The organism is Streptomyces sp. AMJ-169 (assembly GCF_055597585.1).
Genome location: NZ_JBVLTJ010000012.1, coordinates 17,429 through 43,807, shown reverse-complemented (window position 1 = coordinate 43,807; position 26,379 = coordinate 17,429). Strand labels below are relative to the sequence as shown.

21 protein-coding genes are annotated in these 26,379 nt (G+C 70.5%); 8 read left to right on the top strand and 13 right to left on the bottom strand.

Going from position 1 to position 26,379, the window contains the following annotated elements; genetic code table 11:
• The first annotated feature begins 38 nt into the window (after nt 1-38).
• Nucleotides 39-1,196: an acyl-CoA dehydrogenase family protein gene (locus ACYUD3_RS27325; protein ID WP_470975081.1), complete on the top strand. Its 1,158-nt coding sequence runs from the start codon at nt 39-41 to the stop codon at nt 1,194-1,196.
• Here ACYUD3_RS27325 and ACYUD3_RS27320 read toward each other — a convergent pair.
• The 3 genes from ACYUD3_RS27320 to ACYUD3_RS27310 form a co-directional block, all read right to left on the bottom strand.
• A complete protein-coding gene (locus tag ACYUD3_RS27320) occupies nt 1,132-1,491 on the bottom strand; it encodes a chitin binding peritrophin-A domain-containing protein (protein ID WP_470975078.1) in 360 nt (119 codons plus the stop codon). The genes ACYUD3_RS27325 and ACYUD3_RS27320 overlap by 65 nt on opposite strands.
• Nucleotides 1,492-1,494: 3 nt before the next feature.
• A complete protein-coding gene (locus ACYUD3_RS27315) occupies nt 1,495-1,842 on the bottom strand; it encodes a chitin binding peritrophin-A domain-containing protein (RefSeq protein WP_470975075.1) in 348 nt (115 codons plus the stop codon).
• Between the two features lie 333 nt (nt 1,843-2,175).
• Nucleotides 2,176-2,499, bottom strand: coding sequence for a carbohydrate-binding module family 14 protein (locus ACYUD3_RS27310; RefSeq protein WP_470975072.1), 324 nt, complete (start codon nt 2,497-2,499; stop codon nt 2,176-2,178).
• 767 nt (nt 2,500-3,266) lie between these two features.
• Here ACYUD3_RS27310 and ACYUD3_RS27305 point away from each other — a divergent pair.
• The 3 genes from ACYUD3_RS27305 (at nt 3,267) to ACYUD3_RS27295 (ending at nt 8,566) form a co-directional block, all read left to right on the top strand.
• The gene (locus ACYUD3_RS27305; RefSeq protein ID WP_470975069.1) at nt 3,267-4,586 is read left to right on the top strand and encodes an LCP family protein; all 1,320 of its coding nucleotides are present in this window, start codon (nt 3,267-3,269) and stop codon (nt 4,584-4,586) included.
• Nucleotides 4,579-5,211: an HAD-IA family hydrolase gene (locus ACYUD3_RS27300; protein ID WP_470975066.1), complete on the top strand. Its 633-nt coding sequence runs from the start codon at nt 4,579-4,581 to the stop codon at nt 5,209-5,211. Before ACYUD3_RS27305 ends, ACYUD3_RS27300 begins: the two co-directional genes overlap by 8 nt.
• 226 nt (nt 5,212-5,437) lie before the next feature.
• Nucleotides 5,438-8,566 (top strand): S8 family serine peptidase, encoded by a 3,129-nt coding sequence (locus ACYUD3_RS27295; RefSeq protein WP_470975063.1) that lies wholly within the window; start codon nt 5,438-5,440, stop codon nt 8,564-8,566.
• Nucleotides 8,567-8,609: 43 nt separating this feature from the next.
• Here the strand turns inward: ACYUD3_RS27295 and ACYUD3_RS27290 are convergent, their stop codons facing one another.
• Nucleotides 8,610-9,401, bottom strand: a complete 792-nt coding sequence (locus ACYUD3_RS27290) for an SAM-dependent methyltransferase (RefSeq protein WP_470975060.1) — start codon at nt 9,399-9,401, stop codon at nt 8,610-8,612.
• A 61-nt stretch (nt 9,402-9,462) separates the two neighbouring features.
• Nucleotides 9,463-10,899 carry an LCP family protein gene (locus ACYUD3_RS27285; protein ID WP_470975057.1) on the bottom strand — a complete coding sequence of 479 codons (1,437 nt, stop codon included), beginning with the start codon at nt 10,897-10,899 and terminating at the stop codon, nt 9,463-9,465.
• Between the two features lie 110 nt (nt 10,900-11,009).
• Between ACYUD3_RS27285 and ACYUD3_RS27280 the strand changes: the two genes are divergently transcribed.
• Nucleotides 11,010-12,041 carry a glycosyltransferase family 2 protein gene (locus tag ACYUD3_RS27280; protein ID WP_470975054.1) on the top strand — a complete coding sequence of 344 codons (1,032 nt, stop codon included), beginning with the start codon at nt 11,010-11,012 and terminating at the stop codon, nt 12,039-12,041.
• Here the strand turns inward: ACYUD3_RS27280 and ACYUD3_RS27275 are convergent.
• The 4 genes from ACYUD3_RS27275 to ACYUD3_RS27260 form a co-directional block, all read right to left on the bottom strand.
• The gene (locus ACYUD3_RS27275) at nt 12,028-13,590 is read right to left on the bottom strand and encodes an LCP family protein (RefSeq protein WP_470975051.1); all 1,563 of its coding nucleotides are present in this window, start codon (nt 13,588-13,590) and stop codon (nt 12,028-12,030) included. The genes ACYUD3_RS27280 and ACYUD3_RS27275 overlap by 14 nt on opposite strands.
• 196 nt (nt 13,591-13,786) lie before the next feature.
• Complete coding sequence (locus tag ACYUD3_RS27270) at nt 13,787-15,583, bottom strand: LCP family protein (RefSeq protein WP_470975048.1); 1,797 nt, start codon at nt 15,581-15,583, stop codon at nt 13,787-13,789.
• A 233-nt stretch (nt 15,584-15,816) separates the two neighbouring features.
• On the bottom strand, nt 15,817-16,920 hold the full coding sequence (locus ACYUD3_RS27265) for an LCP family protein (protein WP_470975045.1): 1,104 nt from the start codon (nt 16,918-16,920) through the stop codon (nt 15,817-15,819).
• A gap of 211 nt (nt 16,921-17,131) precedes the next feature.
• Nucleotides 17,132-17,890, bottom strand: a complete 759-nt coding sequence (locus ACYUD3_RS27260) for a TIGR03089 family protein (RefSeq protein WP_470975042.1) — start codon at nt 17,888-17,890, stop codon at nt 17,132-17,134.
• Between the two features lie 117 nt (nt 17,891-18,007).
• Here ACYUD3_RS27260 and ACYUD3_RS27255 point away from each other — a divergent pair, with 117 nt between their 5' ends.
• The gene (locus tag ACYUD3_RS27255) at nt 18,008-19,264 is read left to right on the top strand and encodes a peptidoglycan recognition protein family protein (RefSeq protein WP_470975038.1); all 1,257 of its coding nucleotides are present in this window, start codon (nt 18,008-18,010) and stop codon (nt 19,262-19,264) included.
• Between the two features lie 101 nt (nt 19,265-19,365).
• Complete coding sequence (manB, locus tag ACYUD3_RS27250; RefSeq protein ID WP_470975035.1) at nt 19,366-20,448, top strand: mannose-1-phosphate guanylyltransferase; 1,083 nt, start codon at nt 19,366-19,368, stop codon at nt 20,446-20,448.
• An 887-nt stretch (nt 20,449-21,335) separates the two neighbouring features.
• Here the strand turns inward: manB and ACYUD3_RS27245 are convergent.
• The 4 genes from ACYUD3_RS27245 to ACYUD3_RS27230 form a co-directional block, all read right to left on the bottom strand.
• Complete coding sequence (locus ACYUD3_RS27245; protein WP_470975033.1) at nt 21,336-22,319, bottom strand: DNA-3-methyladenine glycosylase family protein; 984 nt, start codon at nt 22,317-22,319, stop codon at nt 21,336-21,338.
• Nucleotides 22,320-22,471: 152 nt separating this feature from the next.
• Complete coding sequence (locus ACYUD3_RS27240; protein ID WP_470975724.1) at nt 22,472-23,788, bottom strand: coenzyme F420-0:L-glutamate ligase; 1,317 nt, start codon at nt 23,786-23,788, stop codon at nt 22,472-22,474.
• Between the two features lie 92 nt (nt 23,789-23,880).
• On the bottom strand, nt 23,881-24,840 hold the full coding sequence (cofD, locus tag ACYUD3_RS27235) for a 2-phospho-L-lactate transferase (RefSeq protein ID WP_470975030.1): 960 nt from the start codon (nt 24,838-24,840) through the stop codon (nt 23,881-23,883).
• A gap of 51 nt (nt 24,841-24,891) precedes the next feature.
• Nucleotides 24,892-25,389: a cysteine dioxygenase gene (locus ACYUD3_RS27230; RefSeq protein WP_470975027.1), complete on the bottom strand. Its 498-nt coding sequence runs from the start codon at nt 25,387-25,389 to the stop codon at nt 24,892-24,894.
• Nucleotides 25,390-26,008: 619 nt separating this feature from the next.
• Here ACYUD3_RS27230 and ACYUD3_RS27225 point away from each other — a divergent pair.
• The gene (locus tag ACYUD3_RS27225; protein WP_003975777.1) at nt 26,009-26,272 is read left to right on the top strand and encodes a WhiB family transcriptional regulator; all 264 of its coding nucleotides are present in this window, start codon (nt 26,009-26,011) and stop codon (nt 26,270-26,272) included.
• Nucleotides 26,273-26,379: the final 107 nt, after the last annotated feature.

Genomic DNA, 26,379 nt, shown 5'->3' with positions numbered 1-26,379 from the left:
GTTTTAACGGTAATTAGCGTCGTCTGGAGTGAGAGACCTTGGCCGGATCGGCTGATTTCGACCTGTACCGCCCGTCCGAGGAGCACGACATGCTCCGCGACTCCGTGCGCGCGCTCACCGAGGCGAAGATCGCGCCGTACGCGGCGGCGGTCGACGAGGAGGCCCGGTTCCCGCGCGAGGCGCTGGAGGCCCTGGTCGCGGGTGACCTGCACGCCGTGCACGTCCCCGAGGAGTACGGCGGCGCGGGCGCGGACGCGCTGGCCGTGGTCATCGTCATCGAGGAGGTGGCCCGCGCCTGTGTGTCGTCCTCCCTCATCCCCGCGGTCAACAAGCTCGGCTCGCTGCCCGTCATCCTCTCCGGCTCCGAGGAGCTGAAGAAGAAGTACCTGACGCCGCTGGCCAAGGGCGACGGCCTCTTCTCCTACGCCCTCTCCGAGCCGGACGCCGGCTCGGATGCGGCCGGCATGAAGACCCGTGCGGTGCGCGACGGCGACCACTGGATCCTGAACGGCGTGAAGCGGTGGATCACCAACGCCGGGGTGTCCGAGTACTACACGGTGATGGCGGTCACCGACCCCTCCAAGCGGTCCAAGGGGATCTCCGCGTTCGTCGTCGAGAAGTCCGACGAGGGGGTCTCCTTCGGGGCGCCGGAGAAGAAGCTCGGGATCAAGGGTTCGCCGACCCGTGAGGTCTACTTCGACAACGTCCGCATCCCCGCGGACCGCATGATCGGCGAGGAGGGCACCGGTTTCGCGACCGCCATGAAGACCCTCGACCACACCCGCATCACCATCGCCGCCCAGGCCCTCGGCGTCGCCCAGGGCGCCTTCGACTACGCCAAGGGCTACGTCCAGGAACGCAAGCAGTTCGGCAAGGCCATCGCCGACTTCCAGGGCATCCAGTTCATGCTCGCGGACATGTCGATGAAGATCTCCGCCGCACGGGCCCTGACGTACCAGGCGGCGGCGGCCTCGGAACGCCTCGACGCGGATCTGACGTACCTGGGGGCTGCCGCGAAGTGCTTCGCCTCTGACGTGGCCATGGAGGTCACTACGGATGCGGTGCAGTTGCTGGGGGGTTATGGCTACACCCGGGACTATCCGGTGGAGCGGATGATGCGGGATGCGAAGATCACGCAGATCTATGAGGGGACGAATCAGGTCCAGCGGATTGTGATGGCGCGGAACTTGCCGTAGGGCGTGGGGAGTTGAGCCTTCGGCCCCCGGTGGTGACGCCGGGGGCCGACTCCGGCCAGTCGCAGACCTCAAGAACAGAGTTGAAGTGGAGACCCGGCGGGCAGTGCATGAGGGTCGGGGTGCCGTGGGAGCACAGGTGGAAGACGGTCGGGTCGGTGGTGTCCGGGAGGAGTACCGAGCGGTCGTCGGGGTCCACGGCGGGGCAGGTGCCGATGGGGGTGGCCGTCGCCGGAGGGGTGAGGGCCAGGGTGGTCAGCAGGGCCGTGGCGATGAGGGTGGCTGTGGTGCGGGGCATGTGTCAGCCGCGGGTCAGGGGGACGTTGGCCGGCCAGTCGCAGTACAGGCCGATGGGGTTGAAGAGGAGGCCGGGGGGACAGGACTGGCGGACCGGGATGCCGTTCGAGCACACGTAGTAGCCGGTCGGGTCACTGGGGTCCGGGTACGGCCCCGACGAGGCTGAGGTACAGGTCGGCGCGGGGCCCTGCACCGGGAGGGGGGCGGCCGAGGCGGGGGCGCCGAACGCGAAGACCGCCAGCAGAGCCCCGGCGAGAGCGGAGGCGGCGGGGGCGAGGGCGGCGGAGACGACGGAGGCGGGGGCGGAGGCGCGAGCAGCGGAGGTGCGAGCGGGCAGACCGGTACGCGGCATGGGGCTCCTTCGGCTGCCGGGGCGGCCACTCCACCCCGGGCCTAGTCCAACGAGACGGGGCCGAATGGGTTACTGGTCTGGCGGCATGGGGCTGTACGGGTCACTGGTCCGTCGGCAGCGGTGCGGCTCCCTGTCCTTACGGTGCGGAGCCGTGCCGCTCACTGGTCCGATGACACGGAGCTGTACGAGTTACCGGTTCGCCGGCGGCTGTGCGGCTCCCTGTCGCTACGGCGCGAAGCCGTACCGCTCACCGGTCCGCTGGAGCGAAGCCTCATCGGCCCGCCGCCACAGAGTCGTACGTCTCACCGCCCCGCCACCCCAGCCCCGCACACCTCACCGCCCCGACCGACCCCCAGCCCCCGACCCCCCGGCAGCCACATTCTCAGGCCAGTCGCACGTATCCAGCGCCGAGTTCCAATGCAGCCCAGCCGGACAGATCTTCCGGTACGCGACCCCACCCGAGCAGTGGTAGAACGCCGTCGGGTCGTCAGGGTCCGCGTACATCACCGAGTAGTCGGGATCCTGGGCCGGGCAGACCGGCGGCGGAGTCACGGCCGCCAAGGGGACGGCCGTCGCCGGAGCGGCGAGCGCCCCCGCCGCCAGCAGGGCAGCCGCCCCGGCGAGCACGGCGGAGGCCAGGACGGATAAGCGGATCATGAAGCTCCTCAAAACAAGAAAGCCAAGGGGGACAGCCCCACCCCGGACCCGGTCCAACGACCCGACCCCGGACACGTCACCGGCACCCCGGTACTCCGGCACCTCGGTACTCCGGCACCCCGGTACTCCGGCACCCCGGTACTCCGGTACTCCGGCACTCCTGGAGTCCCGGCACCCCCGCCGCCCCGGAGCCCCCGGTACTCCGGCACCCCTGCCGCCCCGATCCCCGGTTTCCCAACATCCCCGCCGCCCCGGCGCCCCCCCCGGTACTCCGGCGCCCCAGCACCCCGCCGCCCAGGACCCCTGGTACTCCGGCGCTCCGGGAGCCCCCGGCACCCCGCTGCCCTAGAGCCCCCGGTACTCCAGCGCCCCTGCCGCCCCGATCCCCGGTTCCCCGACATCCCCGCCGCCCCGGAGCCGGCCGGTACTCCACCGCCCCGGAGCCCCCGGAGCCCCGCCGCCCTGGAGCCCCAGTACTCCGGCGCCGCGGAGCTCCTGCCACCCCGGTCCCAGGTCCCCCGCCGCCCCTGACATCCCCGCCGCCCCCGCCGCCCCCGCCGCCCCGCCGCTCCTGACACCCCGGCCCCCCCCGCACCCCCGGCCCCCTCACCCCCCACCCCCCCACCCGACATGTGCCCTCCACCACATTGCTCAGTAAATACCCCCCCCCACACCCCCCAGACTTTGTGTCGGCTTGGCAACAGGCGGGAGCTGATTTCCCGACATGCCTTGTCGGGGGCATAGCCCCGACCGGCACACTGGGGCCCATGAACGATTGGCCCGAGGGATGGTCCGACAGCAACCGTGCCGGCAACGGCCGCGGCAACGGCTACGGACGCGGTAGCGCCAGCGCACAGCCCGAGGGCGCGCGCGTCATGCGGCAGGTACGCCGGGACACCCCGGGCGCACCCCCGTCACAGGACCAGTACGGCCAGAACCCGTACGGCCAGAACTCGTACGGCCAGGACCAGTACGCCAACCCCGCCAACCCCGCCGCCGCCCCCTACCGAGTCGTCCCCCAACAGACCTCCACCGACTACAACACCGGCCAGGTCTACGGCGGCGGCAACGGAGGACAAGGCCAAGGACACGGCCCCCAAGGCCCCGGCCCCAACTGGCGCAAACGCATCAAGTGGACCGCCATCACCCTCACCGGCGCCCTGCTCGTCACCACCATCGGCACCTACTTCTGGGCCGACGGCAAACTCCGCCGCGAGGTCGACCTCGCGAAGGTCATCGACCGGCCCGACGCCGGCAAGGGCACCAACTACCTGATCGTCGGCTCCGACAGCCGCGAAGGCATGTCCGCCGAGGAGAAGAAGGCCCTCCACACCGGCTCCGCCGAAGGCAAGCGCACGGACTCGATGATGATCCTGCACGTCGGCGACAACGGGGACACGCTGGTCTCCCTGCCGCGCGACTCGGACGTCGAGATCCCGTCGTACGTCGGCTCCGAGTCGGGCAAGACGTACAAGGGCACCGGACGGCGCACCAAGCTCAACGCCGCCTACGCCGAGGACGGTCCCGAACTCCTCGTGCGCACCGTCGAGTTCAACACCGGCCTGCGCATCGACCACTACGTCGAGATCGGCTTCGCCGGGTTCGCGAACATCGTCGACGCGGTCGGCGGGGTCGAGATGACGATCGACAAGGGGTTCACGGACAAGTGGTCCGGCGCCGACTTCAAGGCCGGCAAGCAGACCCTGAACGGCGAGCAGGCGCTGGCGTTCGTCCGCACCCGGCACGCGTTCGCCGCCTCCGACCTCCAGCGGACGAAGAACCAGCAGAAGTTCCTCGCGGCGCTCGCCCACCAGGTCGCGACCCCGGGCACGGTCCTGAACCCCTTCAAGCTGTACCCGACGCTGGGCGCGGGCCTCGACACCCTGATCGTCGACAAGGACATGTCGCTGTGGGACCTCGGCTCGATGTTCTTCGCGATGAAGGACGTCAACGGAGGCGGCGGCACCTCCATGAACATGCCGATCTCCGGCTCCACCGGCGGCAACCTGGTCTGGGACAAGACCAAGGTCAAGCAGCTGGTCCAGGAGCTGAAGAACGACGAGAAGGTCACCGTCACCAGTGACTGACCCCACCACCAGAGCCTTCGACGCCGTCCTGTGCGACGTCGACAACGTCGTACGCCGCTTCGACTCGAGCCCCGTCCGCGCCCTCGAACGCGCCGCCGGTCTCGCCGAGGGCACCACCGCCAAGGTCGCCTTCTCCCCGGAGGCCGTCCTCCCGGCCCTCCTCGGCGAGATCACCGAGCAGGAGTGGGCCGCCGCCGTCGCCGCCCAGCTCGCCGGGGCCGGCATGACCGACGAACACACCGCCTGGAGCCTCGCGACCGCCCTCGTCGAGTCCCCCTTCAAGGCGGACGACGCCGTCGTCGCCCTCCTGCGCCGCGCCCGGGTCCACGTCCCCCTCGTCCTCGTCACCAACGCCACCCTCGGCCTGGAGGCGGACCTCGCCGAGCTGAAGCTCACCGACCTCGCCGACGCCGTCGTCAGCAGCGCCCGCGTCGGACTCGCCAAGCCGGACCCGCGGATCTACCGGCTCGCCGCGCGCCGGGCCGGCGTACCGCCCGAGCGGTGCCTGTTCGTGGACGACACCCCGGAGAACGTCGAGGCGGCGGTGGCCCTCGGGATGACGGGCGTGCACTTCAGGGCGGCCGGGGATCTGGAACGGGCGCTCGCGCCGCTGCTGCGCCCGTGAAGCTCCCAAGCAGCCGTGCCTCCCGAAGCCCCGTGAACTCCCGGACTCGCCAATATCAAAAAGCTGTGAATTTCCTGTAAAGCTCTTTACCTTTCAAGCTGACCCCCTTCCCCTCGAACCCCCGTACGACAAAGATGATGATCATCTCGGGGGACTCGACCATGCACCGCACGACCGTGATTGCGCATGCCCGCCCCACGCCGGCGTGCGCGGGGGAAGGCCCAACTTGTCCCAGCACCACCGGAGCCGACGCTCCGGCCGCAGAGCTGCCGCCGTGTTCACCCCGGCGCTCCTCACCGCCCTCGTCCTCGGCTCGGGAACCCCGGCCCTGGCCGCGTCCGCGCCGGCCGCCGACCAGCCGGCCGACGCCGCCAAGCAGACCTATTCCGCGGGCACTTACTTCGTCCAGCTCGCCGACCAGCCCGTCGCGACCGACCCCAGCACCGCCCCGGCGCCCGGCACCCGCCTGAACACCGCGACCGACGCCGTCCGCGACCACGTACGCAAGCTCAAGCAGGAGCGCGACAAGGTCCTCGACGCGGTCGACGGGGTCAAGCCGCTCTACAGCTACCAGCTCCTCGTCAACGGCTTCGCCGCCAAGCTGACGGCGTTCCAGGCGAACGCCCTCGCCCGCACGCCGGGCGTCGTCTCGCTGAGCCGCAACGTGATGAGCCACCCGACGGCGTCGACCGGGTCATCGGACGATACGACCACGACAACCGGCGCGGCGCTCACCGAAAAAGCAGCCACCGCAAACGCGGCCCCCGCAAAGGCCGCCACCGCGAAAACCGCCTCCGCCGCCCTACCCCCCATAGACAGCCCCGCCTACCTCGGCCTCACATCCCCCGGCGGCCTCTACTCCAGGATCCCCGGCGGTCGGCCGAACGCCGGCGCCGGCATGATCCTCGGCGTCCTCGACACCGGCATCGACATGCCCGCGGGCAACCCCAACCCCTCCCTCAAGGCGCTCCCCGAGCCCCGCCCCGACGCGGCGCTCATCGCCAAGAAGTGGAAGGGCACCTGCGACCCCGGCCAGGACGCCACCCACAAGATCGCCTGCAACAACAAGGTCATCGGCGCCCAGTACTTCAACAAGAGCGTCACCGACCCGAAGGACACCGACTGGGCGTCCCCGCTGGACGGCGAGTCGCACGGCACGCACACCGCGACGACCGCCGCCGGCGCGGCGGACGTCGACGCGGCCGTCCCCGGCACCGGCATCCGCGGCAAGATATCCGGCCTCGCCCCGGCCGCGAGGATCGCCGCCTACCGCGTCTGCTACAGCAACGGCTGCGGCACGATCGACATCGTCGCGGCGATGGAGAAGGCGGTCGCGGACGGCGTCGACGTCATCAACTACTCGCTCGGCGGCTCCAACACCGATCCGGCCGGCCGCCCCGAGTACCTGGCGATGCTGAACGCGGCGAAGGCGGGCGTCTTCATCTCCGCCTCGGCCGGCAACTCCGGCCCGCGCACCGCCTCCAACGGCGTCCCGTGGGTCACGACGGTCGCCGCCTCCGGCCACTCCACCGGCTACCGCGCGACCCTGACCCTCGGCGACGGCAAGACGTACACCGGCGTCAGCATCAGCGCCGGCGGCGCCCCCTCGGCCCCGCTGGTCGACGGCGCGCAGGCCGCGAAGTCCGGCGCCGACCCGGCCCAGGCAGCCCTCTGCATGCCGGACACCCTCGACCCGGCGAAGGTCACGGGCGCGGTCGTGGTCTGCGCGCGCGGCGGCAACGCCCGCACCGACAAGAGCGCCCAGGTCCAGGCGTCCGGCGGTGTCGGCATGGTGCTGTACAACACCAACGCCGCCGACGAGGAGGTCGCGGACGCGCACAGCATCCCGAGCGTCCACCTCGACAAGGCGTCCGGCGAGGCCGTCAAGGCGTACGCCGCGACCGCCGGAGCGACCGCCCAGCTGGCGACTCCCGTCGCGGTGAAGCAGCGCTCCCCGCAGATGGCCGCCTTCTCCTCCAGCGGCCCGGACCTCAACAGCACCGGTGACCTGCTCAAGCCCGACATCACCGCCCCCGGCGTCGACATCGTCGCCGGCACCTCCCCGGGCACCCCGGGCTTCCCGGGCACGCAGGGCATCATGTCCGGCACGTCGATGTCGGCCCCGCACGTGGCGGGCCTCGCCCTCCTCCTGCGCCAGCTGCACCCGAAGTGGTCGCCGATGGAGGTCAAGTCGGCGCTGATGACGACCGCGACCCCGAAGGACGACACGGGCAAGCCGATCCAGCGCTCCGGCGCGAACGCGACCCCGCTCGACTTCGGCTCCGGACACGTCGTCCCGAACACCGCCGCCGACCCCGGCCTGGTCTACGACTCCTCCGCCGCCGACTGGGCGTCGTACCTGTGCGCGCTCGGCCAGGCCCCGGTCACCGAGGACGGCTCCGACTCCTGCCGGGGCGTCAGGAAGACCGACCCGAGCGACCTGAACACGCCGAACATCGCCGTCGGTGACCTCACGGGCGTCCAGACGGTGACGCGTACGGTCACCAACGTCGGCCGCACCACCGCCGTCTACACGGCGAGCGTCCAGACCCCGGCCGGCTACAAGGCGACGGTCACCCCGGCCAAGCTGACGGTCAAGGCGGGCGCGAAGGCGTCGTACAAGGTGACCTTCACGCGGACGACCGCCGCCTTCGGGGCGTTCTCCTTCGGCGCGGTCACCTGGTCCGACCAGCAGCACCAGGTCCGCTCCACGGTCGCCCTGCGCGCCACCCGCGTCACCGCCCCCGCCGAACTGCGCGCCACCGGCGCCACCGGCAAGACGGTCCTCACCCCCCGCGCCGGCTACTCGGGCACCTTCACCACCTCGGTGAACGGCCTCTACGCGGGGACGGCGAAGACGGGCACGCTGACCGGCTCCGGTGAGTTCGACCCCACCAAGCCGGCCCCCCGCACGGCCAAGTTCGCCCTGACCGTCCCCGAGGGCCTCGCCCTCGCGCGGGTCGCGATCCTGCCGGCGGACTTCAAGGCGGGCGGCGACGTCGACCTGTGGGTCCTCGACAAGAACGGCGCCGCGCTCACCAACCCGGGCGCCGGCGACGACGAGCACATCGACCTCGCGCCGGGCACCTACACGGTGTACGTCAACCAGTTCCAGGCCCCCAAGGGCACGGACAGCCAGAAGTACACCGTCCACACCTGGCTGATCGGCGGCTCGGCCAAGCCCACCGTGAAGCCGGCGGTCACCCCGGCCACGCAGAAGGCCATCTCGGGCACGGTCGCGAAGTCGACCGTCTCCTGGAAGGGCCTCAAGAAGGGCCAGTCCTACGTCGGTCTCGTCGGCTACGGCGACGGCAAGAACATCAACGCGGCGACCACGCTGACGGTCGTCCCGTAAAGCAGGCACAGCAGGGGCGGGCGTCCGTAAGGGGCGCCCGCCCTTACGCTTTGCGCCCGACCCCGGCGAAGTGCGTCACCGCGCCGATGTCCGCGGCCGTCCCCTCGGGCCGCCACCGCGTGCACGTCACCACCCCCGGCTCCAGCAGCCGCGTCCCCTCGAACAGCCGGATCAGCTCGGCCCGCGAGCGCAGCGTCATCGGCGCGGAACCCTGCCCGTTCCAGTAGGAGACGGCCGTGTTCATGGCGTCCCCGTCGACCTCGGTCGTCGGGTGGGAGATGACGAGGTGGCTGCCGGAGGGCACCGCGTCCAGCAGGGTGCGGACGATCGCGGCGGCCTCCTCGGTGTCGAGGACGAAGTTGAGGATGCCCAAAAGTGTGATCGCGACAGGCCGGCCGAAGTCCAGCGTTCCGGCGGCCTTCTCGAGGATCTTCGCCGGGTCGTGGACGTCCCCCTCGACGAACACCGCCGCCCCTTCCGGGGTGCTGGTCAGCAGCGCGTGGGCGTGGGCGAAGACCAGGGGGTCGTTGTCGACGCACACCACCCGGCAGCCGGGGTCCACCCGCTGGGCCAGCTCATGGGTGTTGTCGGTGATGGGCAGTCCGGTGCCGATGTCCAGAAACTGCCGGATGCCCTCCGCCCCGGCGAGGTGGCGGACGGCGCGGGCGAGGAAGCGCCGGTCCGCGACCGCCGACCGCGGCAGCGCCGGGACCAGGGACAGGATGCGGTCGCCGACCTCGGCGTCGACCGGGTAGTGGCCCATGCCGCCCAGCCAGTAGTTCCATATCCGGGCGGAATGTGACACATCGGTCCGGAAGTGCGAAGTCCCGAGCATGGGGACCAAGGTAGATCGGGAAGGGGGTCCAGGGGGGCGGATTCAGGACACCGTTTTCCAACTAGTGACCCGCGCACCCCACTTCGTCCCCGCGCACGACCTTCTCCTCGACCTCCCCGCCGCTCACCTTCACCTTGCGCACCTCGTGGAAGTCGGCCCCCGCGATCACCTTCAGCGTCGGCCCGAGCCCCGGCTGCGCCCGCGGCACACTCCCCGGCACGGCCGCCGTCAGCGTCTTCGCGGACCGGTCCCAGCGGGGGTCGTACACGACGACGGTGTGCGCCTCCTCGCGCCGCTCCGCCGGGACCGGCCTGCCCGTCGTCCGGAACCCCGCCCCCGCGAGCGCCGCGTCGAGCTTGCGGCCGAGGCCGTCGGTGTGGGTGCCGTTCTCCACCTGGACGTGGATCTGCTCCGGCGCGATCTCGACGGCCGCCGCCTGCCGCACGGCCGGCGCCTTGCGGGCGCCGGTGAGCGGCTTGTCGTCGCGGACCGCCTGGAACAGCCGCTCCGACTTCTCCGGGTCCCACTTCAGGGTCGAGCCGATCTTCTTGACCTGGAAGGCCATGTCGGCGACGGGGACGGTGGTGAACTCCGAGGACGACGGCGAGAAGTCCCGCATCGCCCGCCCCAGGTCCAGCAGTTCATCGGTGCCGAACCCCCGGTCCGCGCGCACCGACCCGAGCACCGCGCGGGTCACGTCCCGGAACTTCAGCGGGTTGAGGAGGATGCCCGAGGACGTCGTACGGTCGATGAGGGCCGCCATGAAGCGCTGCTGGCGTTTCATCCGGCCGAGGTCGGAGGAGGCGTCCATGTGCCGGGCGCGCACGTACTGGAGGGCCTCGCCGCCCATCAGGGTGTGGGTGCCGGGGGAGAGGTCGAGGCCGGTGTAGGAGTCCTTCAGGGGCTCGGCGGTGCAGATCTTCACGCCGTCCAGGACGTCCACGGTCTTCATGAAGCTCGTGAAGTCGACCTCCAGATAGTGGTCGATCTTCACGTGCGTCATGTGCTCGACCGTCCGCACGGTCAGCTGCGGACCGCCCTCCGCGTAGGCCGCGTTGAGCCGGATCGGATGCCCGTGGTGCTTCTGCCCGGTGGTGTCGTCGGTGTGCGGGGGCGTCTCGGCGTACGAGTCGCGCGGGAGGCTGATGACGCTGGCCCGCTCCCGGTCCTCCGAGATGTGCACCAGCATCATCGTGTCCGTGCAGTGGCAGGGCGCCCCGCCCAGGCGGTACTTCCGGCGCTCCTCCTCGGTGATCTTGTCCCGGCCGTCGGTGCCGACCAGCAGGACGTTCATCCCGTGTCCGGCGCGCGGCCGGTTCTTCATGTCCTTGAAGGGGTCCACCCGCGCGATGTCCGCGTCCAGCGTCGACACCAGCGAATGCCCGATCCCGGCCGAGGCGAGCACGACGACCGACACCGTCGTCACCACCCGCAGGGCCCAGCGCGGACGGGTGCGGCGGCGGCGCGGGCGGCGGCGGGGCGGTGCGGATGCGGGCATCGGAAGACCTCCGGCCAGGTGGGGGAGCCGTGAGCACCGTAGGCCCATACGATCTTCGACCCACGGCGGCGCGCATCCGGTTCCCCCGTTCGCGGTAACGTGATCCCCCTATGAACGCCAAGCCCCCCGCTGTGTCCGTGATCATGCCGGTCCTCAACGAGGAGCGGCACCTGCGCGGCGCCGTCGAGGCGATCCTCGCGCAGGCGTACGACGGCGAGATGGAGGTCGTGATCGCCCTCGGTCCCTCGAAGGACCGCACGGACGAGATCGCGGCCCGGCTCGTCGCCGAAACCGCTTCTCTTAAAAACAAGCGGGTGCACACGGTCCCCAACCCCACCGGCCGCACCCCCGCCGCCCTGAACGCCGCGATCAAGGCGTCCCGGCACCCGGTCGTCGTCCGCGTCGACGGCCACGGCATGCTCTCCCCCGACTACATCGCCACCGCCGTCCGCCTCCTGGCGGAGACCGGCGCGCAGAACGTCGGCGGGATCATGCACGCCGAGGGCGAGAACGACTGGGAGCGCGCCGTCGCCGCCGCGATGACGTCGAAGATCGGCGTCGGCAACGCGGCCTTCCACACCGGCGGGCAGGCGGGCCCCGCCGAGACGGTCTACCTCGGCGTCTTCCGGCGCGAGGCGCTGGAGCAACAGGGCGGCTACAACGAGGAGTTCGTCCGCGCCCAGGACTGGGAGCTGAACTTCCGCATCCGCGAGGCGGGCGGCCTGATCTGGTTCTCGCCCGAGCTGAAGGTGTCGTACCGGCCGAGGCCCTCGGTGAAGGCGCTGGCCAAGCAGTACAAGGACTACGGGCGCTGGCGGCACGTGGTCGCGCGCTACCACTCCGGGTCGATCAACCTGCGCTATCTGGCGCCGCCGACGGCGGTGTGCGCGATCGCCGCCGGGGTGCTGATCGGCGCTGTGGTCTCACCGCTGGGGTTCGTCGTCCCCGCCGGCTACCTCGCCGCGATCGCCGCGGGCTCGCTCCCCGCCGGAAAGGGTCTCGGCCTGAAGGCCCGCGCCCAGATCCCGGTCGCCCTCGCGATGATGCACATGTGCTGGGGGTTCGGCTTCCTGACCAGCCCCAAGTCGCTGGCCAGGAAGGTCATCGCGTCCCGCCGCCCGGCGGTCCTCAGCTCCAGGTGAACCCGGGGTTCACCTTCATGCACTGGCTCGTGTCGGAGGCGTTCATGGCCTCCGCCGAGTCGGGCGTGGTGTCGTCCCGCACCGGCGCCTTGTACGCCGTCCCCGACCGCCAGTCGGCCCCTACGACCAGCGTGACGCCGGAGACGTCGGTGGACTGCTCGACCTTGGTGACGCCGAGGACCTTCGCGACCCGCAGCGCGTCGCCCTGGAGGTCGGCGCTCGGGTAGCGGACGACGGTCGCCGGCTCGGCGGTCGCGGCGCCCGGGTCGGCCACGGCCTGCGTGAAGCCCTTGCCGGTGAGGACGTCCGCGATGGTGGAGGCGCGGCCCCGGGCGGGGGCGAGGGTGTCGGTGCGGGTGCCGTTGTGGACCTGGACGGCGATCTGCGCGTCCGGGGCGGCCGTCACGTCCGGGGTGGGGGAGGGCGACGGGGTCGCCTTGGCCTTGTCCTTGCCGTCGAGGGCGATGTCCTGGCGGACGAGGCGGAAGAGCTGGTCGGCCTCGTCGGTGGGCTCGACGCGGGCGCCGACGTAGCGGTTGGGCATAGTCGTCATCGTGATCCGGTCCGTGGGGACCTTCTGGAGTTCGCCGGCGAGGTCGTACATCTTCGTGATGCTGTCCAGGCCGTCGTCCACGGTGATCGCCTTGGTCGCGGCCTCGGCCAGTTTGCGGAGTTTGTTGGGGCTGGTCAGCTTGGCGCTCTGGCGCAGTTCGCGGACCATCGAGTTCATGTACATGTGCTGGGCCTTGGCGCGGGCGAGGTCGCTGCCGTCCTCGAAGCCGTAGCGGGTGCGCAGCCACTGGAGGGCCTGCTTGCCCTTGACGTCCGTCGTGCCCTTGGCGAGCTTCAGCCCCGAGCCCTTGCCGCTGCTGGTGTGCGAGTAGATGTTGGCGTCCACGCAGACCGGGACGCCGCCGATCGCGTCGGCCATCGAGACGACACCGGAGAAGTCGACCAGCATGAAGTGGTCGATGTGGATGCCGGTCAGCTTCTCCCAGGTCGCGACCGTGCAGCCGGGGCCCCCGCGCCCGAGCGACTCGTTGGTCATGACCCGGGTGCTCGCCGCGTACTTCTGCCCGGTGTGCGGGTCGGTGCACTTCGGGATGGCCAGCAGCGTGTCGCGCGGCATGCTCACGACCGACATGTTGCCGCGGTCGGCGGAGACGTGCAGCAGCATCTGCACATCGGCGAGGGGAGGTCCGCCGAAGGTGTCCTTCGCGCCGCCCAGCGCCTGGTTCTCGGCGGTGTCGCGGGCGTCGGAGCCGATGAGGAGGATGTTCAGCGCCTTCTGCCCGGCCGAGTTGGCCTGCGTGGTGGCCGCGCGGTCCTTCGCGTCACCGAGGTTCAGGGCGTCGCTGCGGATGTTGCCGTTGAGATGCCGGTAGTAGAGGTAGCCCGCGCCGGCGGTCCCGAGTATGACGACGGCGAGGACGGAGGCGGACCAGCGGAGTATCCGGCGCCGGCGGGGGGCGCGTACGCCTGTCCCGCCGGAACCGTCTGTCGTGCCCTGGGCGACCGAAGCCTCCCCCCGAGTCCTGCTCTGCACCATCCCCTGCCCTCCCGCCACCACATCGCGGGACCACCCCGCGCCGAAAGGTGAGACACGCGGACCGCCCCATGCGTTGTACTCGCGTGGACCTCACGTACAGGAAGACGCGCGGCGGCCCGTCCCGGTCACCGCGAAGGCAAGAACCTTTTGCCGTCCGGCCGCTCTCTTAACGTGCCCTTACCGGCGGCCGGTTCAGCTACTTCGCGCACTGCACCTTGTCGGCGGTCGACTTGTCCACCGAGTCCGGCACCTTCGTGGGCGTGGTCAGCGAGACCCCGGCCCCCTTGAAGTCCTTGCCCAGCGTCAGCGTCATCGTCGGCAGCCCTTGAGAGTTCGTCACGCTCTTGCCCGGCTTCAGCGCGGTCCCCGGCAGCCCCATGACGGCGGCCAGCTTGCGCGCCTGGTCGGCCTGTTCGGGGGCGTACTCCAGAGTCGTGTTCGCCAGCTCGGTGCCCGCGTTGCCCGCGTTCTCCGACTTGGTGATGCCTTCCTGGTTCTGCAACCAGCTCAGCGTCTCCTGCGCACTGCCGGCCACGGCCCCGCCGTTCATGACCTGCACGCGTACGTCGCCGGCGGCGGACTGCGTCCCCTCCAGCCGGGCCGCGGCCTCGGCGGCGGCGGCCGACTTGGACTCCTTGGCCTTCTGCGCGACCTCCGTGAACGACACGTCGTCCCGGATCATCTGGAAGACGGTCGGCGCGGTCGAGGTGTTGAGGACGACGGTCGCCTTGACCTTCTCGGCCGGGTTGTCGAGCACCGGGATCGTGGTGAACGTCAGGTTCTTGACGTTCAGCTTGCCCAGCTCGAGACCGAGGTCCTTGAGCTTGCCGATGCTGTCGAGCTGGGAGTCGACGGTGAGCGCCTTCGTGCCCGCCTCGGCCAGCTTTATCATCTTCGCCGGATCGGTCAGGGTGTCGTTCGACTTCAGCTTGCGCATCAGCGCGCTGAGGAACTGCTGCTGGATCTGGATCCGGCTCAGGTCCCCGCCGAACCCGACCGAGTGCCGCGTCCGCACGAACGCCAGCGCCTGCTCGCCCTCGATGGTGTGCGTGCCCTTGGACAGCTTGAGGTGCGAGTCCTTGTCGTCGATGTCCTTGGCGAGACACACCTCGACGCCGCCCACGGCCGACGTCAGCGTCTTGACGGCGTTGAAGTCGGCGACCATGAAGTTGTCCGGGGTGATCCCGGTCAGCTCGGTCACGGTCCGCATGGTGCAGCTGGGCGTGCGCCCGTCCTGCCCGAGGCTGGTGTTGAACCGGACGTTCTCCTGGCCCGGGATGACCTTGGTGGTGCCGTCCTCCTGCTCGGTCGGGCAGTCGGGGACATTGACGATCAGGTCGCGGGGGATGGACAGCGCGGTCGCGTTCGTCCGGTCCTTGGAGACGTGCAGCAGGATGTTGGTGTCCGCGTGCCCGACGCTCCCGGCGTCGCCGTAGCCCTCGTTGCCCGCGCCGGTGCGCTTGTCGGTGCCGATCAGCAGCAGGTTGATCGCCTTGTCCTTGCTGAAGCCGCCAGTGCCGGCGCCGTCGGTGGAGGACGAGGTGATGTTGCCGTTGAGGTGCTCGATGTAGAAGTACGCGGCGGCGGCCGTACCGACCAGCACGAACGCCATGGTCCCGCCGGTCCACATGAGGATCTTGCGCCCCTTGGACTTCTTCTTGGCGCCCTTCGCGTTCTTGGCGGGCCCGCGTCCGCGCCGGCCGGGCAGCGGCTCCTCGGGTTTGCCGTTGCTCCGCCGGCGCCGGGGGCCGGGTACGTCCCGCCCGGGGGCGCCGGGCAGCGCGGTGGCGGCGTCGGCGCCCAGGCTCTCGCCGGGGCTCGCGGCAGGGCTCGACGCGCCGCCCACCCGGGCCGCCGCTCTGCGCGGACCGGGAACCGACGACTGCGCTGCGGAAGTTCCCAGTCGCAGTTCGTATTCACCGGTGTTCGGATTGAGCACCCACTGGTCTGCGGGATCGATGTTCTCCGCCCGCCCACGGCCTTGCGCGTCCACGGTTGTCCGAATCCTCCGTCGGGGCCACGCGGCGCCTTTCCCCTCAAAGGCGCTCGGGTCTCGGTCATCGACACACGACCCCGGGGAGAGAGCTCATGCGTCGGATCGCTCACACTATCCGCCTGTCCGGGCGTCAAGCGACGGCGGTGACAAATTCCACGCCCCTACAACGGGCATTCCCCCGCAATTCCTTGAACAGAAGTTCGTTGATTCGGTTGCGCTTGGCGAGCGCTTTACCCACACGTCTCCTCAGCGGCGACCGTGCCCCGGAAGGTGGGCGTGGGAGGCGTGTGCGCACGGTGTCCGTACGGTTGCGGGCTGGAGGCGACGGTGATCGGAAGATCCCCGCGCAACCGTTCGAACAACTTCTCGGCGGCCGGTTCCACCAGCTGATCGCGATTGGTGTTATAGGCGTACGACTCTCTCGGTACCGTCAGGAATTGCACCCGATCGGTGGGAATCTCACGCAATCCCCGCACGAGTTCATAGAGCCCCCGCAGACTGGCCAGCCCCGGATCGGCGGTGAGCGAAGAAGTCGCCGCGTCCAGAACGGGATACAGCTTCACCGGATTCAGCAGCACCCCATTCCCGCTCACCTTGCTGACGAGCGCCCCCAGAAAACGCTGCTGCCGGTCCATCCGCTCGGTATCACTCCCGTCCCCGAGCGTTTTCCGCGCCCGCACGAACCCCAGCGCCTGCTCCCCGTCGAGGTTCACCAGCCCGGCGGGCAGCTTCAGCTTGGCGGCCGGATCATCGACGGGCTCCTTCAGACAGACCCGCACCCCGTCAATGGCGTCGACCATCTCCTTGAACCCCTGGAAATCGACCACGAGATGGTGGTCGATCCGCACCCCGGTCAGCTCCTCGACGGTCCGCACGGCACATGCGGACCCGCCGACGGCGAACGCCCGGTTGAGCATGGAGAAGGAGGGCGCCGACCGTGACCCGTCACTCCGCAGACACCCCGGCATGCGCACCATGAGATCCCGGGGCAGCGAAACAGCGGTGGCACTGCGCCGCCCGGCGGCAAGATGCAGAAGGATGGTGGAGTCGGCCCGCTCACTCCCGGAGTCCCGCCCGTACTGACTGTTCTGGGCACCGCCCCGCGAGTCGGACCCCATGACCAAAATGTTCTGCGCCCCATGAACCAACGCGGTGGGCCGCTCCTTCTCGAACCGCGCCAGCTCATCGGCGGCGGCGGTGTCAGAGGTGATGTTCCCATCGAGCGAGGAGTACAGAAAGGCGGCGGCGAGCCCACCGGTGATGGCGAAGGAGAGGAGACCGAGGGCGGAGAGCCAGAGCCATTTGCGGTGGGGGGAGGGGGAAGGACGAGTCATACGGGCCCCCCTTGGCCATCGGCACCGGTGTCTCTACGACGATGGCGTGCCCCGCTGGCCTGTGCAGGCTGGGGGTAGGCCGAACGGGGGAGGGGGTGTGCAGGGGCGCGGGGCTGTGCCGATTCGCGGCTCCGCCGCGTTGGGGGTGCCCCCTGCTCGAAGAGCTTGGGGGAGCGACCAGCCACAACTCACCCGCACCCGAATCACCACCTCACCGAGCAATCCCCGTAACCCGCTCACTCTCCACCCGCCCAGCCACAACCCCCTCCGAAGCCCCCCCAAGATTCCGGCACAACACCACAGACCCCCCATTGGCCAACGGCGCGAACAACCCGGCGCTGACCCCCTCCCACGTGTCGTAAGGCAGCCCGGACAACAACCGCCCCCCACTCCCGGCAAGCCCGAGCGCCCCCGCATCCGCCCGGGCCCGCTCCACCACCTCACCCCCGCTCATCTCCACCCCACCGACCACCAGAGCGACCTCATCAGGATCGACAGCCCCGTACGGCACGAACTGATCCCCATAGGTCGGCACCTCGACGGCGTAATCCACATACCCCTCAGGCGCCGAAGGAAGGAACCGCCGACCGAGCGGCGCGAGCGAGAGCGCGTACCGCTCACCACGGCACGCGAGCCCGGCATCCAGAGTGTCGGGCCCGGCGACCACGACATCCGCCCGCCCGGCATCACCCCCGAGATCCGCGACCACCCCGACGGACGAACACGCGAGCAACCAGACGGCAGTCTGCCAGTGCGCGGGAAGCAACAACGCGACCCGCTCCCCAGGCTCCACCCCCACCCCGTCCCGCAGCAGATTCGCGGTCTTGGCCACCCAATTGGCGAAGGTGGCGACAGAGAGTTCGACACGCTCCCCGGTGGCATCGTCGTAGAAGGTCACCAAGGGGCGCGCGGCATCCGCGGCAAGCGCGGAACGCAGCAGGTCGGCAGGGGTGCGATCGGTGGCGTTCACACGATCAAGCCTAATCGCGCCACCCCCGCCACCCCTCACCGATTCGGCCGAACGAATCCGACGGACCGTCAATTCCCGGATGGACATATATGTATGACTATGTCCACTATCGACGGCATGCGTGGATTGCTAGCGGTCTCGATCGGCGTCACCCTCACCGTCACCCTCCTCACCCCCGCGACAGCGGCCGGCACCCGCCGCCCGCCCGCCGCCCCGGACGGCAGCACCCAGTCCCTCCCCCTGACCCCCCTGACCAGAGCGGCCGGCGCGGACCAGGGCCTCTCCCGGCGCGACGTCAGCCCCTTCGCCCTGCTGGGCGTCGTCTGGTCCGACCCCGCCGCCGAACTCCACGGCCGGGTCCAGACCCGCACCCGCGCCACGGACACCGGCAGCTGGTCCGACTGGCAGGACCTGGACGTCCACAACGAGGACCACGGCGCCGACCCCGGCACCGAGGAGTACGACGAGTCGAACCGGCGGGGCGGCACGGCACCGCTGTGGGTGGGCGACGCGGACGGCGTGGAGGTACGGGTCACCCCGGACCGGCCCCAGAACCCCGACGACCGCACAAGAACCCTCACCGCACCGGCACTCCCGGCGGGCTTGAGCCTGGAACTGGTGGACCCGGGGACGGTCGTACCGGAGGAAGCCGGGACGGTCGTACCGAAGGACAACGGGATGGTCGTACCGGAAGGCATCGAACAGCTCGGGCAGCTCGAACAGCTCGAACAGCTCGGGCAGCCGGGCCGCCGGATGATCGCCGCGCCGCACACCGCCCCCCGCCCGAAGATCGTCAGCCGGCACGGCTGGGGCGCCGACGAGAAGCTGCGGGAGAAGAAGTTCGGTTACACGAAGGACCTGAAGGCGGCTTTTGTTCACCACACGGCCACCGGAAACCGGTATACCTGCGCGCAGGCACCGTCCGTCATTCGCGGTATTTACCGTTACCACGTAAAAAGCATGGGCTGGAAGGACATCGGCTACAACTTCCTCGTAGACAAGTGCGGCACCATCTACGAGGGCCGCGCCGGGGGAGTGACCAAGCCGGTCCTCGGTGCCCACACCATGGGATTCAACGCGCACAGCGTGGGGATCGCGGTCCTCGGCACGTACGGCTCCACCCGTCCGTCCGGGAACGCGGTGACGGCCGTGGCCCGTCTGATCGCGTGGAAACTCGGCCTCTACGGGGTCGATCCGCGCGGAAAGACATATCTGAAGTCCGCGGGTGGCAATCTCTACCGAAAAGGAAAGAACGTACGACTGAACGTGATCTCCGGACACCGCGACGGCTTCGCCACCGACTGCCCCGGAAGGCAGCTCTACGGCAAGCTCGGCTCGGTCCGTACGACAGCGGCGCGCTATCAGGGGCGCTGAGCCGGGGACACGAGGGGTGGGGGGCCACCGCGTATCGGTCTGCATACACTGACCGGCCGAAAGACAGTTCGGCCGGTCCCGGCAGGAAGCAGAGACGACAGGTGACAGAAGCGATCCTCCTGGTCGGCGGCAAGGGAACCCGGCTGCGCCCGCTCACGGTGCACACCCCGAAACCGATGGTCAGGGCGGCGGGGGTGCCGTTCCTCACCCATCAGCTGGCGAGGGCGAGAGCGGCCGGCGTCGACCACATCGTCCTCGCGACGTCCTACCTGGCAGAGGTCTTCGAACCGTACTTCGGCGACGGCTCGTCCCTCGGCCTCCACATCGAGTACGTCACCGAGGACGAACCCCTCGGCACCGGCGGCGCGATCCGCAACGTGGCGTCCCGCCTGCACTCCGCCCCCGACGACCCCGTCCTCATCTTCAACGGCGACATCCTCACGGGCCTCGACATCAGGCGCCTGGTGCATACGCACGAGACGACGGGAGCGGATGTGTCGCTCCACCTGACGAAGGTGACGGACCCGAGGGCGTACGGCCTGGTCCCGACCGACGAGACGGGCCGGGTCCTGGCGTTCCTGGAGAAGCCGACGACCCCCGAGGAGATCGTCACCGACCAGATCAACGCGGGCGCGTACGTCTTCCGCCGCTCGGTCATCGACACGATCCCCACGGGCCGCCCGGTGTCGGTGGAAAGGGAAACGTTCCCGGACCTGCTGAAGGCAGGCGCCCACCTTCAGGGAATGGTGGACTCGACGTACTGGCTGGACCTGGGAACCCCGGCGGCCTTCGTCCGCGGCTCGGCGGACCTGGTCCTGGGCCGCGCCCCGTCCCCCGCGGTCCCCGGCCGCTGCGGCGACCGCCTGATCCTGCCCACGGCAAAGGTGGCCCCGGACGCGAAGCTGACGGGCGGCACGGTGGTGGGCGAGGGCGCCCTGATCTCCGAGGGCGCAAGGGTGGACGGCTCGACGATCCTCCCGGGCGCGGTGATCGAACCAGGCGTCGTCATCACAGACTCCCTGATCGGCACAAGAGCAAGGGTAGGCACCCGCTCGATCCTGACGGGAACGGTCATCGGCGACAACGCGGTAATCGGCCCCGACAACGAACTGACCCAGGGGGCAAGGGTGTGGTGCGACGCGAGGATTCCGGCGGGGGCGGTGAGGTTTTCTTCGGATCAGTAGGGGGGCGGGGGCGGGCGGAGAGGGGCGGGGGCCCGCCCACGCCTGTCTTCCAGCAGGCCATTACAGGGGGGGCGGGGCCCGACGGACGTCTACGGGCGGGGCGCGAGCCGAGATTGCCGAGGCCGCAGCTGACTCGGGGGAGCAGCCCGCACCCTCCGGCCCGTTGACGAGACGCGGCTTTCCAGCGGGGTTCGGCGAACTTCAGCCTGCCCGGAGCTTGAGGCTGGACGCACGGCCAGGAGCTGGTGGACGAGGCGCTTGAGGCCGTGGCGCTTGAGGACGTGGAGCTTGAGGACGTGGCCCAACTCCCCAGCCGGGCCCGGCACCACCAAGCCTGTCCGGCGTTTCAGGACGAGACGCAACTCTCCAGCCGGGCTGGCGCTTAGGTACGAGACGTGGCTTCCCGGCAGGGCCGGCACTGCTCCAACCGGTCCGGCACCCTCCAGCCCGTCCGGCGTTTGAGGACAAGGCCCGTTCAGGGCCGGGCTTTCCCACCCACCGGCGAGAGGCTGCCCCACTCACCCGGACCCCCAGCACCCTCGCCCACCCACAAGAGCTTGCTCACCCCCCCCGGGACCCAACACCCCCACCCACCCCGGAAAGCTTGCCCACCCACCCCGAACCCCGACACCCCACCCCCCCCCTCGAGCGGCGGACCCATCCCCCCGGGACCCAACACCCCCACCCACCCCGGAAAGCTTGCCCCCCCACCCCGAACCCCGACACCCCACCCCCCCCGAGCGGCGGACCCATCCCCTCGAGCTCCGACCCCTCACCCACCCCCAAGCGGCTCCCCCACCCACCCCCGGGGTCGAAGGGGCGGAGCCCCTTCAGGATGGGACGGGTAGGGGCGGCGGGGGCGAGAAACCCTCCGCGGAACCCCCACCTCACAACCCCCGAACATCCCCCACAGCCCCCCGAGCCCCCCTCCGCTCAGGCCCCCTCCCACTCAACAACACCAACCGCACAGCCCTCTGCCGCTGCCCCGCATAAGGCTCCAGCAACTCCAGCATCCGCCCATCATCAACCCCCCGCTCCCCACCCAGCACCCACCCCACAATCCCCGGCAGATGCAGATCCCCCACCGTCACCGCATCCACCGCCCCATGACTCCGCTGCACCACCTCCGCAGAAGTCCACACCCCCACCCCACCCACCGTCTCCAACCGCTCCCGAGCCCCCTCAACCCCCATCCCCACAACCTCCTCCAACCGAGCCGCAACCCGAGCCGCCCGCACCACGGTCCCCGCCCGCTTCCCGTCCACCCCGGCAAGATGCCACTCCCAGGACGGAACCATCGCCCACACCCGAGGCGAGGGCATCACCCACACCCCCACACCCCCGCCGGCCCCCGGCGCCGGCTCCCCGAACTTCCGCACGAGCAACCGCCAGGCCCGATAAGCCTCATCGGTCGTCACCTTCTGCTCCAGCACAGAAGGAATCAACGACTCCATCACCAGCCCACTCCGCCCGATCCGCAACCCCGCCCGCACCCGGGCGACCTCGGCGACCACCCGATGCCGAGGCACGAACGAGGACGGATCATCCCCACCCCCGACCAGCAACGGCAGCTGCTCAAGAAGCCACTCACCCCCGTCCCCCCAGGCCTCCCCCCGCACCACACCCCCATCGAGAGAGACCCGCAAAGCCCCGGGCCCACACGGAGTGAGACTCCCCCGCCACACAGCCCCGTCGGGAGTGACGCGATAGGTGGGATCCCTGGGCCCCCGCCGCAACGGCCCGAGCACGAGCCCCAGATCAAGCGGCCCGGAAGGAACATAAGTCCGCACCCGCCCACCCCGGACCACGCCGGACCCCCCAGGCACCCCACGCTTCACAGCCCCGAGGGAAGGAACGAACCGCCCAGCCACAAGAAATCCTCACGTAGAAGCCGAAGCCGAAGCCGAAGCCGAAGCCGAAGCCGAAGCCGAAGCCGAAGCCGAAGCCGAACCCGAAGCCCGCCAAGCCCCCACCCCCGGACCCGGCAGGCAACATCCCCGGCCACCCCAGCCCACCCCACCCCTCACCGCACCTCGATAAACCCCTCCACCCCCCTCTCCCCCCGCTCCCGAGGCTCCTCAGCCGCATGCCCCACAGCAACAGCCCCCATCGGATCCCACCCCACAGGCAACCCCAGCACCTCCCGCACCACATCCCGGCAGAACATCGTCGAGGAAACCCACGCGGACCCCAGCCGCTCCCCGGCCAGCGCGACAAGAAAGTTCTGCACCCCGGCCCCGGCGGCGACGACGAACATCTCCCGCTCGGCCCCGTCCCGCCGGGCATCCCCGTAGAAATGCGCCCCCTCGGTCACCAGACAAGGCACCACGAGATAAGGCGCCCCCCGCAGCACATCCCCCCGCCGCACCCGCTTGGCGATCGCCTCCTCGCTCTTCCCGTCCCGCCGCAGATCGGCGACCCAGGCCTCCCGCATGGCGTCGAGCAACTGCTCCCGAGCCTCTGCGGACTCCAGCAGCACGAACCGCCAGGGAGTGGTGTGATGCGGCGCGGGCGCGGTGACGGCCGCGGCGACGGCCCGCCGCACGGCCCCGGGATCGACCGGCTGCTCGGTGAACGCCCGCACGGTCCGCCGCTGAGTGACGGCGAGCCGCACCGCCTCGGACGTCCCGAGCCGGAACATGTCCCCCGGCCCACTGCGGACGAGCGCCCGCGCCCCGTCCCCGTCGTCCTCCCCGACGACATGCCCGAGCCCGCGCACGACGGCGACGGGCCGCCCCTCGGCCTTGCCCTTGACGAGATCCCCGGCGGCGGCCAGCTCATCGGCGGTGGCGACGATGGTGGCGACGAGCGGATTGCCGTACGCGTCGGTCCCCCCGCGCAGATCGTCGAGCACCCGCACCCCGGCCGCCCCGATCGCGACATCGGTGAGCCCCGAACGCCAGGGCCGCCCGAACGTGTCGGTGACGACCACCCCGACATTGACGCCGAGCAGATCCCGCAGCCCCTTGCGAATGCCCCGCGCGGACGCGTCGGGATCCTCGGGCAGCAACAGGATCGTCCCGGCCGGCGTGTTGGAGGCGTCGACCCCGGCGGCGGCCATGACGAGCCCCTGCCGGTTCTCGACGATCCGCAGCGTCCCGCGCCGGGCGACGACGCGTACGGTCTCGGCGTCGATCGCGGCTTCCCGGTCCGCGGCGGCGACGACCCGCCCCTCGGCCTTGGAGACGATCTTGGAGGTGACGATGACGACGTCCCCGTCCCGCAGTTCCGGCTCGGCCCCGGCGATGAGCTGAGCGAGATCGTCACCGCCGCGCACCTCGGGCAGCCCCCCGAGCGCCCAGACCCGGAACTCGGGGGCACCGCTGCCCGACGAGGACACGACAGAAGCCGAAGAAGCCACCGAACCGCCAGAAGTCACCGAAGTCACCGCACTCTCAGAACGCTCAGAACCCTCGACACCCTCGATCCCGCTCAAGCCCCCCGCACCTCCTCCGCCAGCTCCAGCGCGGCCCGCGCCATCTCCGCCGCCGCCTCCACGTCGGTCATCATCAACGGCACCGCGCGGCAGCGGATCCCGGCCGCCTCGACCCGCTCGACGGCCCCCGCGTCGACGCTGTCGACGAGCCAGCCGTCGAGCAGCCCGGAGCCGTAGTGCTCGGCGACGGCGGCGGCGGTGGACTCGACGCCGACGGCGGCCAGGACCTTGTCGGCCATCCCGCGCACGGGCGCGTCCCCGACGATGGGGGAGAGGCCGACCACGGGCACCCCGGCCCCGGCGATCGCCTCCCGGATGCCGGGCACGGCGAGGATCGTCCCGACGGAGACGACCGGGTTGGACGGCGGGAAGAGGATGACGTCGGCGGCGGCGATCGCCTCCAGGACGCCCGGCGCCGGTTTGGCCTGCTCGGCGCCGACGGGCACGATCGCCTCGGCCGGGACGGAGGCCCGCAGCCGGACCCAGTACTCCTGGAAGTGGACGGCGCGCCGTTCGCCGTCGAGCTGGACGGCGACATGGGTCTCGACGCGGTCGTCGGTCATCGGCAGCAGCCGCACCCCGGGCTGCCACCGGTCGCACAGCGCCTCGGTCACCGCGCTGAGCGGATATCCGGCGCCGATCATCTGCGTCCGTACGATGTGCGTCGCGAAGTCCCGGTCGCCGAGCCCGAACCACTCGGGCCCCACGCCGTACGCCGCGAGCTCCTCCTTGAGCCGGAAGGACTCGTCGGTCCGCCCCCAGCCCTGCTCCTCGTTGATGCCGCCGCCCAGGGTGTACATCACCGTGTCGAGGTCCGGGCAGACCTTCAGCCCGAAGAGGTGGATGTCGTCCCCCGTGTTGCCGACCACGGTGATGTCCGCGTCCGGCACGGCCTTTTTCAGACCGCGCAGGAAGCGGGCGCCACCGATACCGCCTGCCAGAACCACAATGCGCATGGGAAGAAGTCTCGCAGGCGCCACTGACAACGGGGTCCGGGGCCCGGCGGATCAGACCGTCACCGCCCGCCCCTCGCCCGCCCGCAGCGCCGGCCGCGCCGGCATCTCGGTGAGGCCCGGGTGGTAGACGTGCAGGCTGACGGCGGGTTCGAGGGTGTCGTTGACGACGTCGTGGACGTACCCGGGCGCGAACACCCGCTGCGCGCCCTCCGCGAGCGCCCGCGCCCCCTGCTCGGTGCGCTCGGTGAGGGTGCCGTCGAGGACGGTCAGGATGCCGCAGGAGCGGCCGTGGTCGTGGGCGCCGGTGCCCTGGCCGGGCAGCCAGGTCAGCAGCCAGACCTCGTAGCCGGGGCCGGTGCGCAGGCGGTGGTACCAGCGGCTGACGGCGTCGTAGCGCACCAGGTCGGCCCACTGTGCGCGGTCCGCGGCGATCGCGCGGGCGAGGCCGACGAACTCGGCGACGGTGACGGGGTGTTCGCGCGGGGGCTGGAGGAGGTGCGGGACCTCGAGGAGGTCGCCGGCGATCTGGAGGTCGTTGTCGCTGTTCATGGGGGTGCGGTGATTCCTCGGCTAAGAGAGGTCAGCGGGGGAACGAGGCTTGAGCGGATGGCGAAAAGCGAAAACCGAGCCCCTGGGGGACCCGGTTCACAGCTGGAGCGTTCGGATACGGCTCAACAGCTGGGACAACAACAGCTACAGCGAGCGCGGGCAGCACCGTGGGACCCGGCGGAGCCGGTCGAGGTGGATGCCAAGTTCGCGAGCATGCCCACAAGGCAATCGGTTCACACCTCCACTGTCAACCCGACCCCCGAAAAGTGGGACGCGATTCACCTCATCCGGTACGTCTGTGCGGTGAAAGGTTTGTTCGTGGTCTGACCGGGACACATGGCGCACAACCGGGCGCGCGACCTGCGTGTCGGAACGAGAACGCGGTTGAGGGCGTCCTTCCTCGTACAGGCCGGCAGGCCTCGTCTGCGTGTCAAGGTTTATGGCGATTTGAACACTTTCTGCGCCACCTTGGTTCCGCAGAGTGAATAAGGGGCCCAATAGCAGATCTCGGCTTGACTCGCCCGGAGCAGCACACTTGTAATTTCACTCGTGTCGTTTGGTCGGTACCGATGGTTGACGACCACGGCACGGGGACGCGAAAGACAGACGAGGGGCGCACATGACCGAGCTGGTGCAGCAACTGCTGGTCGACGACGCGGACGAGGAACTCGGCTGGCAGGAGCGCGCGCTGTGCGCCCAGACCGATCCCGAGTCCTTCTTCCCCGAGAAGGGCGGCTCCACGCGCGAGGCCAAGAAAGTCTGCCTCGCCTGTGAGGTCCGCTCCGAATGCCTCGAATACGCCCTCGCCAACGACGAGCGCTTCGGCATCTGGGGCGGCCTGTCCGAACGCGAGCGGCGCAGGCTCAAGAAAGCGGCCGTCTGACCGCTGTACTACTTTCTTACGGGCCTCTGGCCTCGGGTTAAACCTCTTCAACGGCCCGTCGCAGGTGGGTTATCCACAGGCGGCGGGCCGTCGTCGTGCCCAGTCGG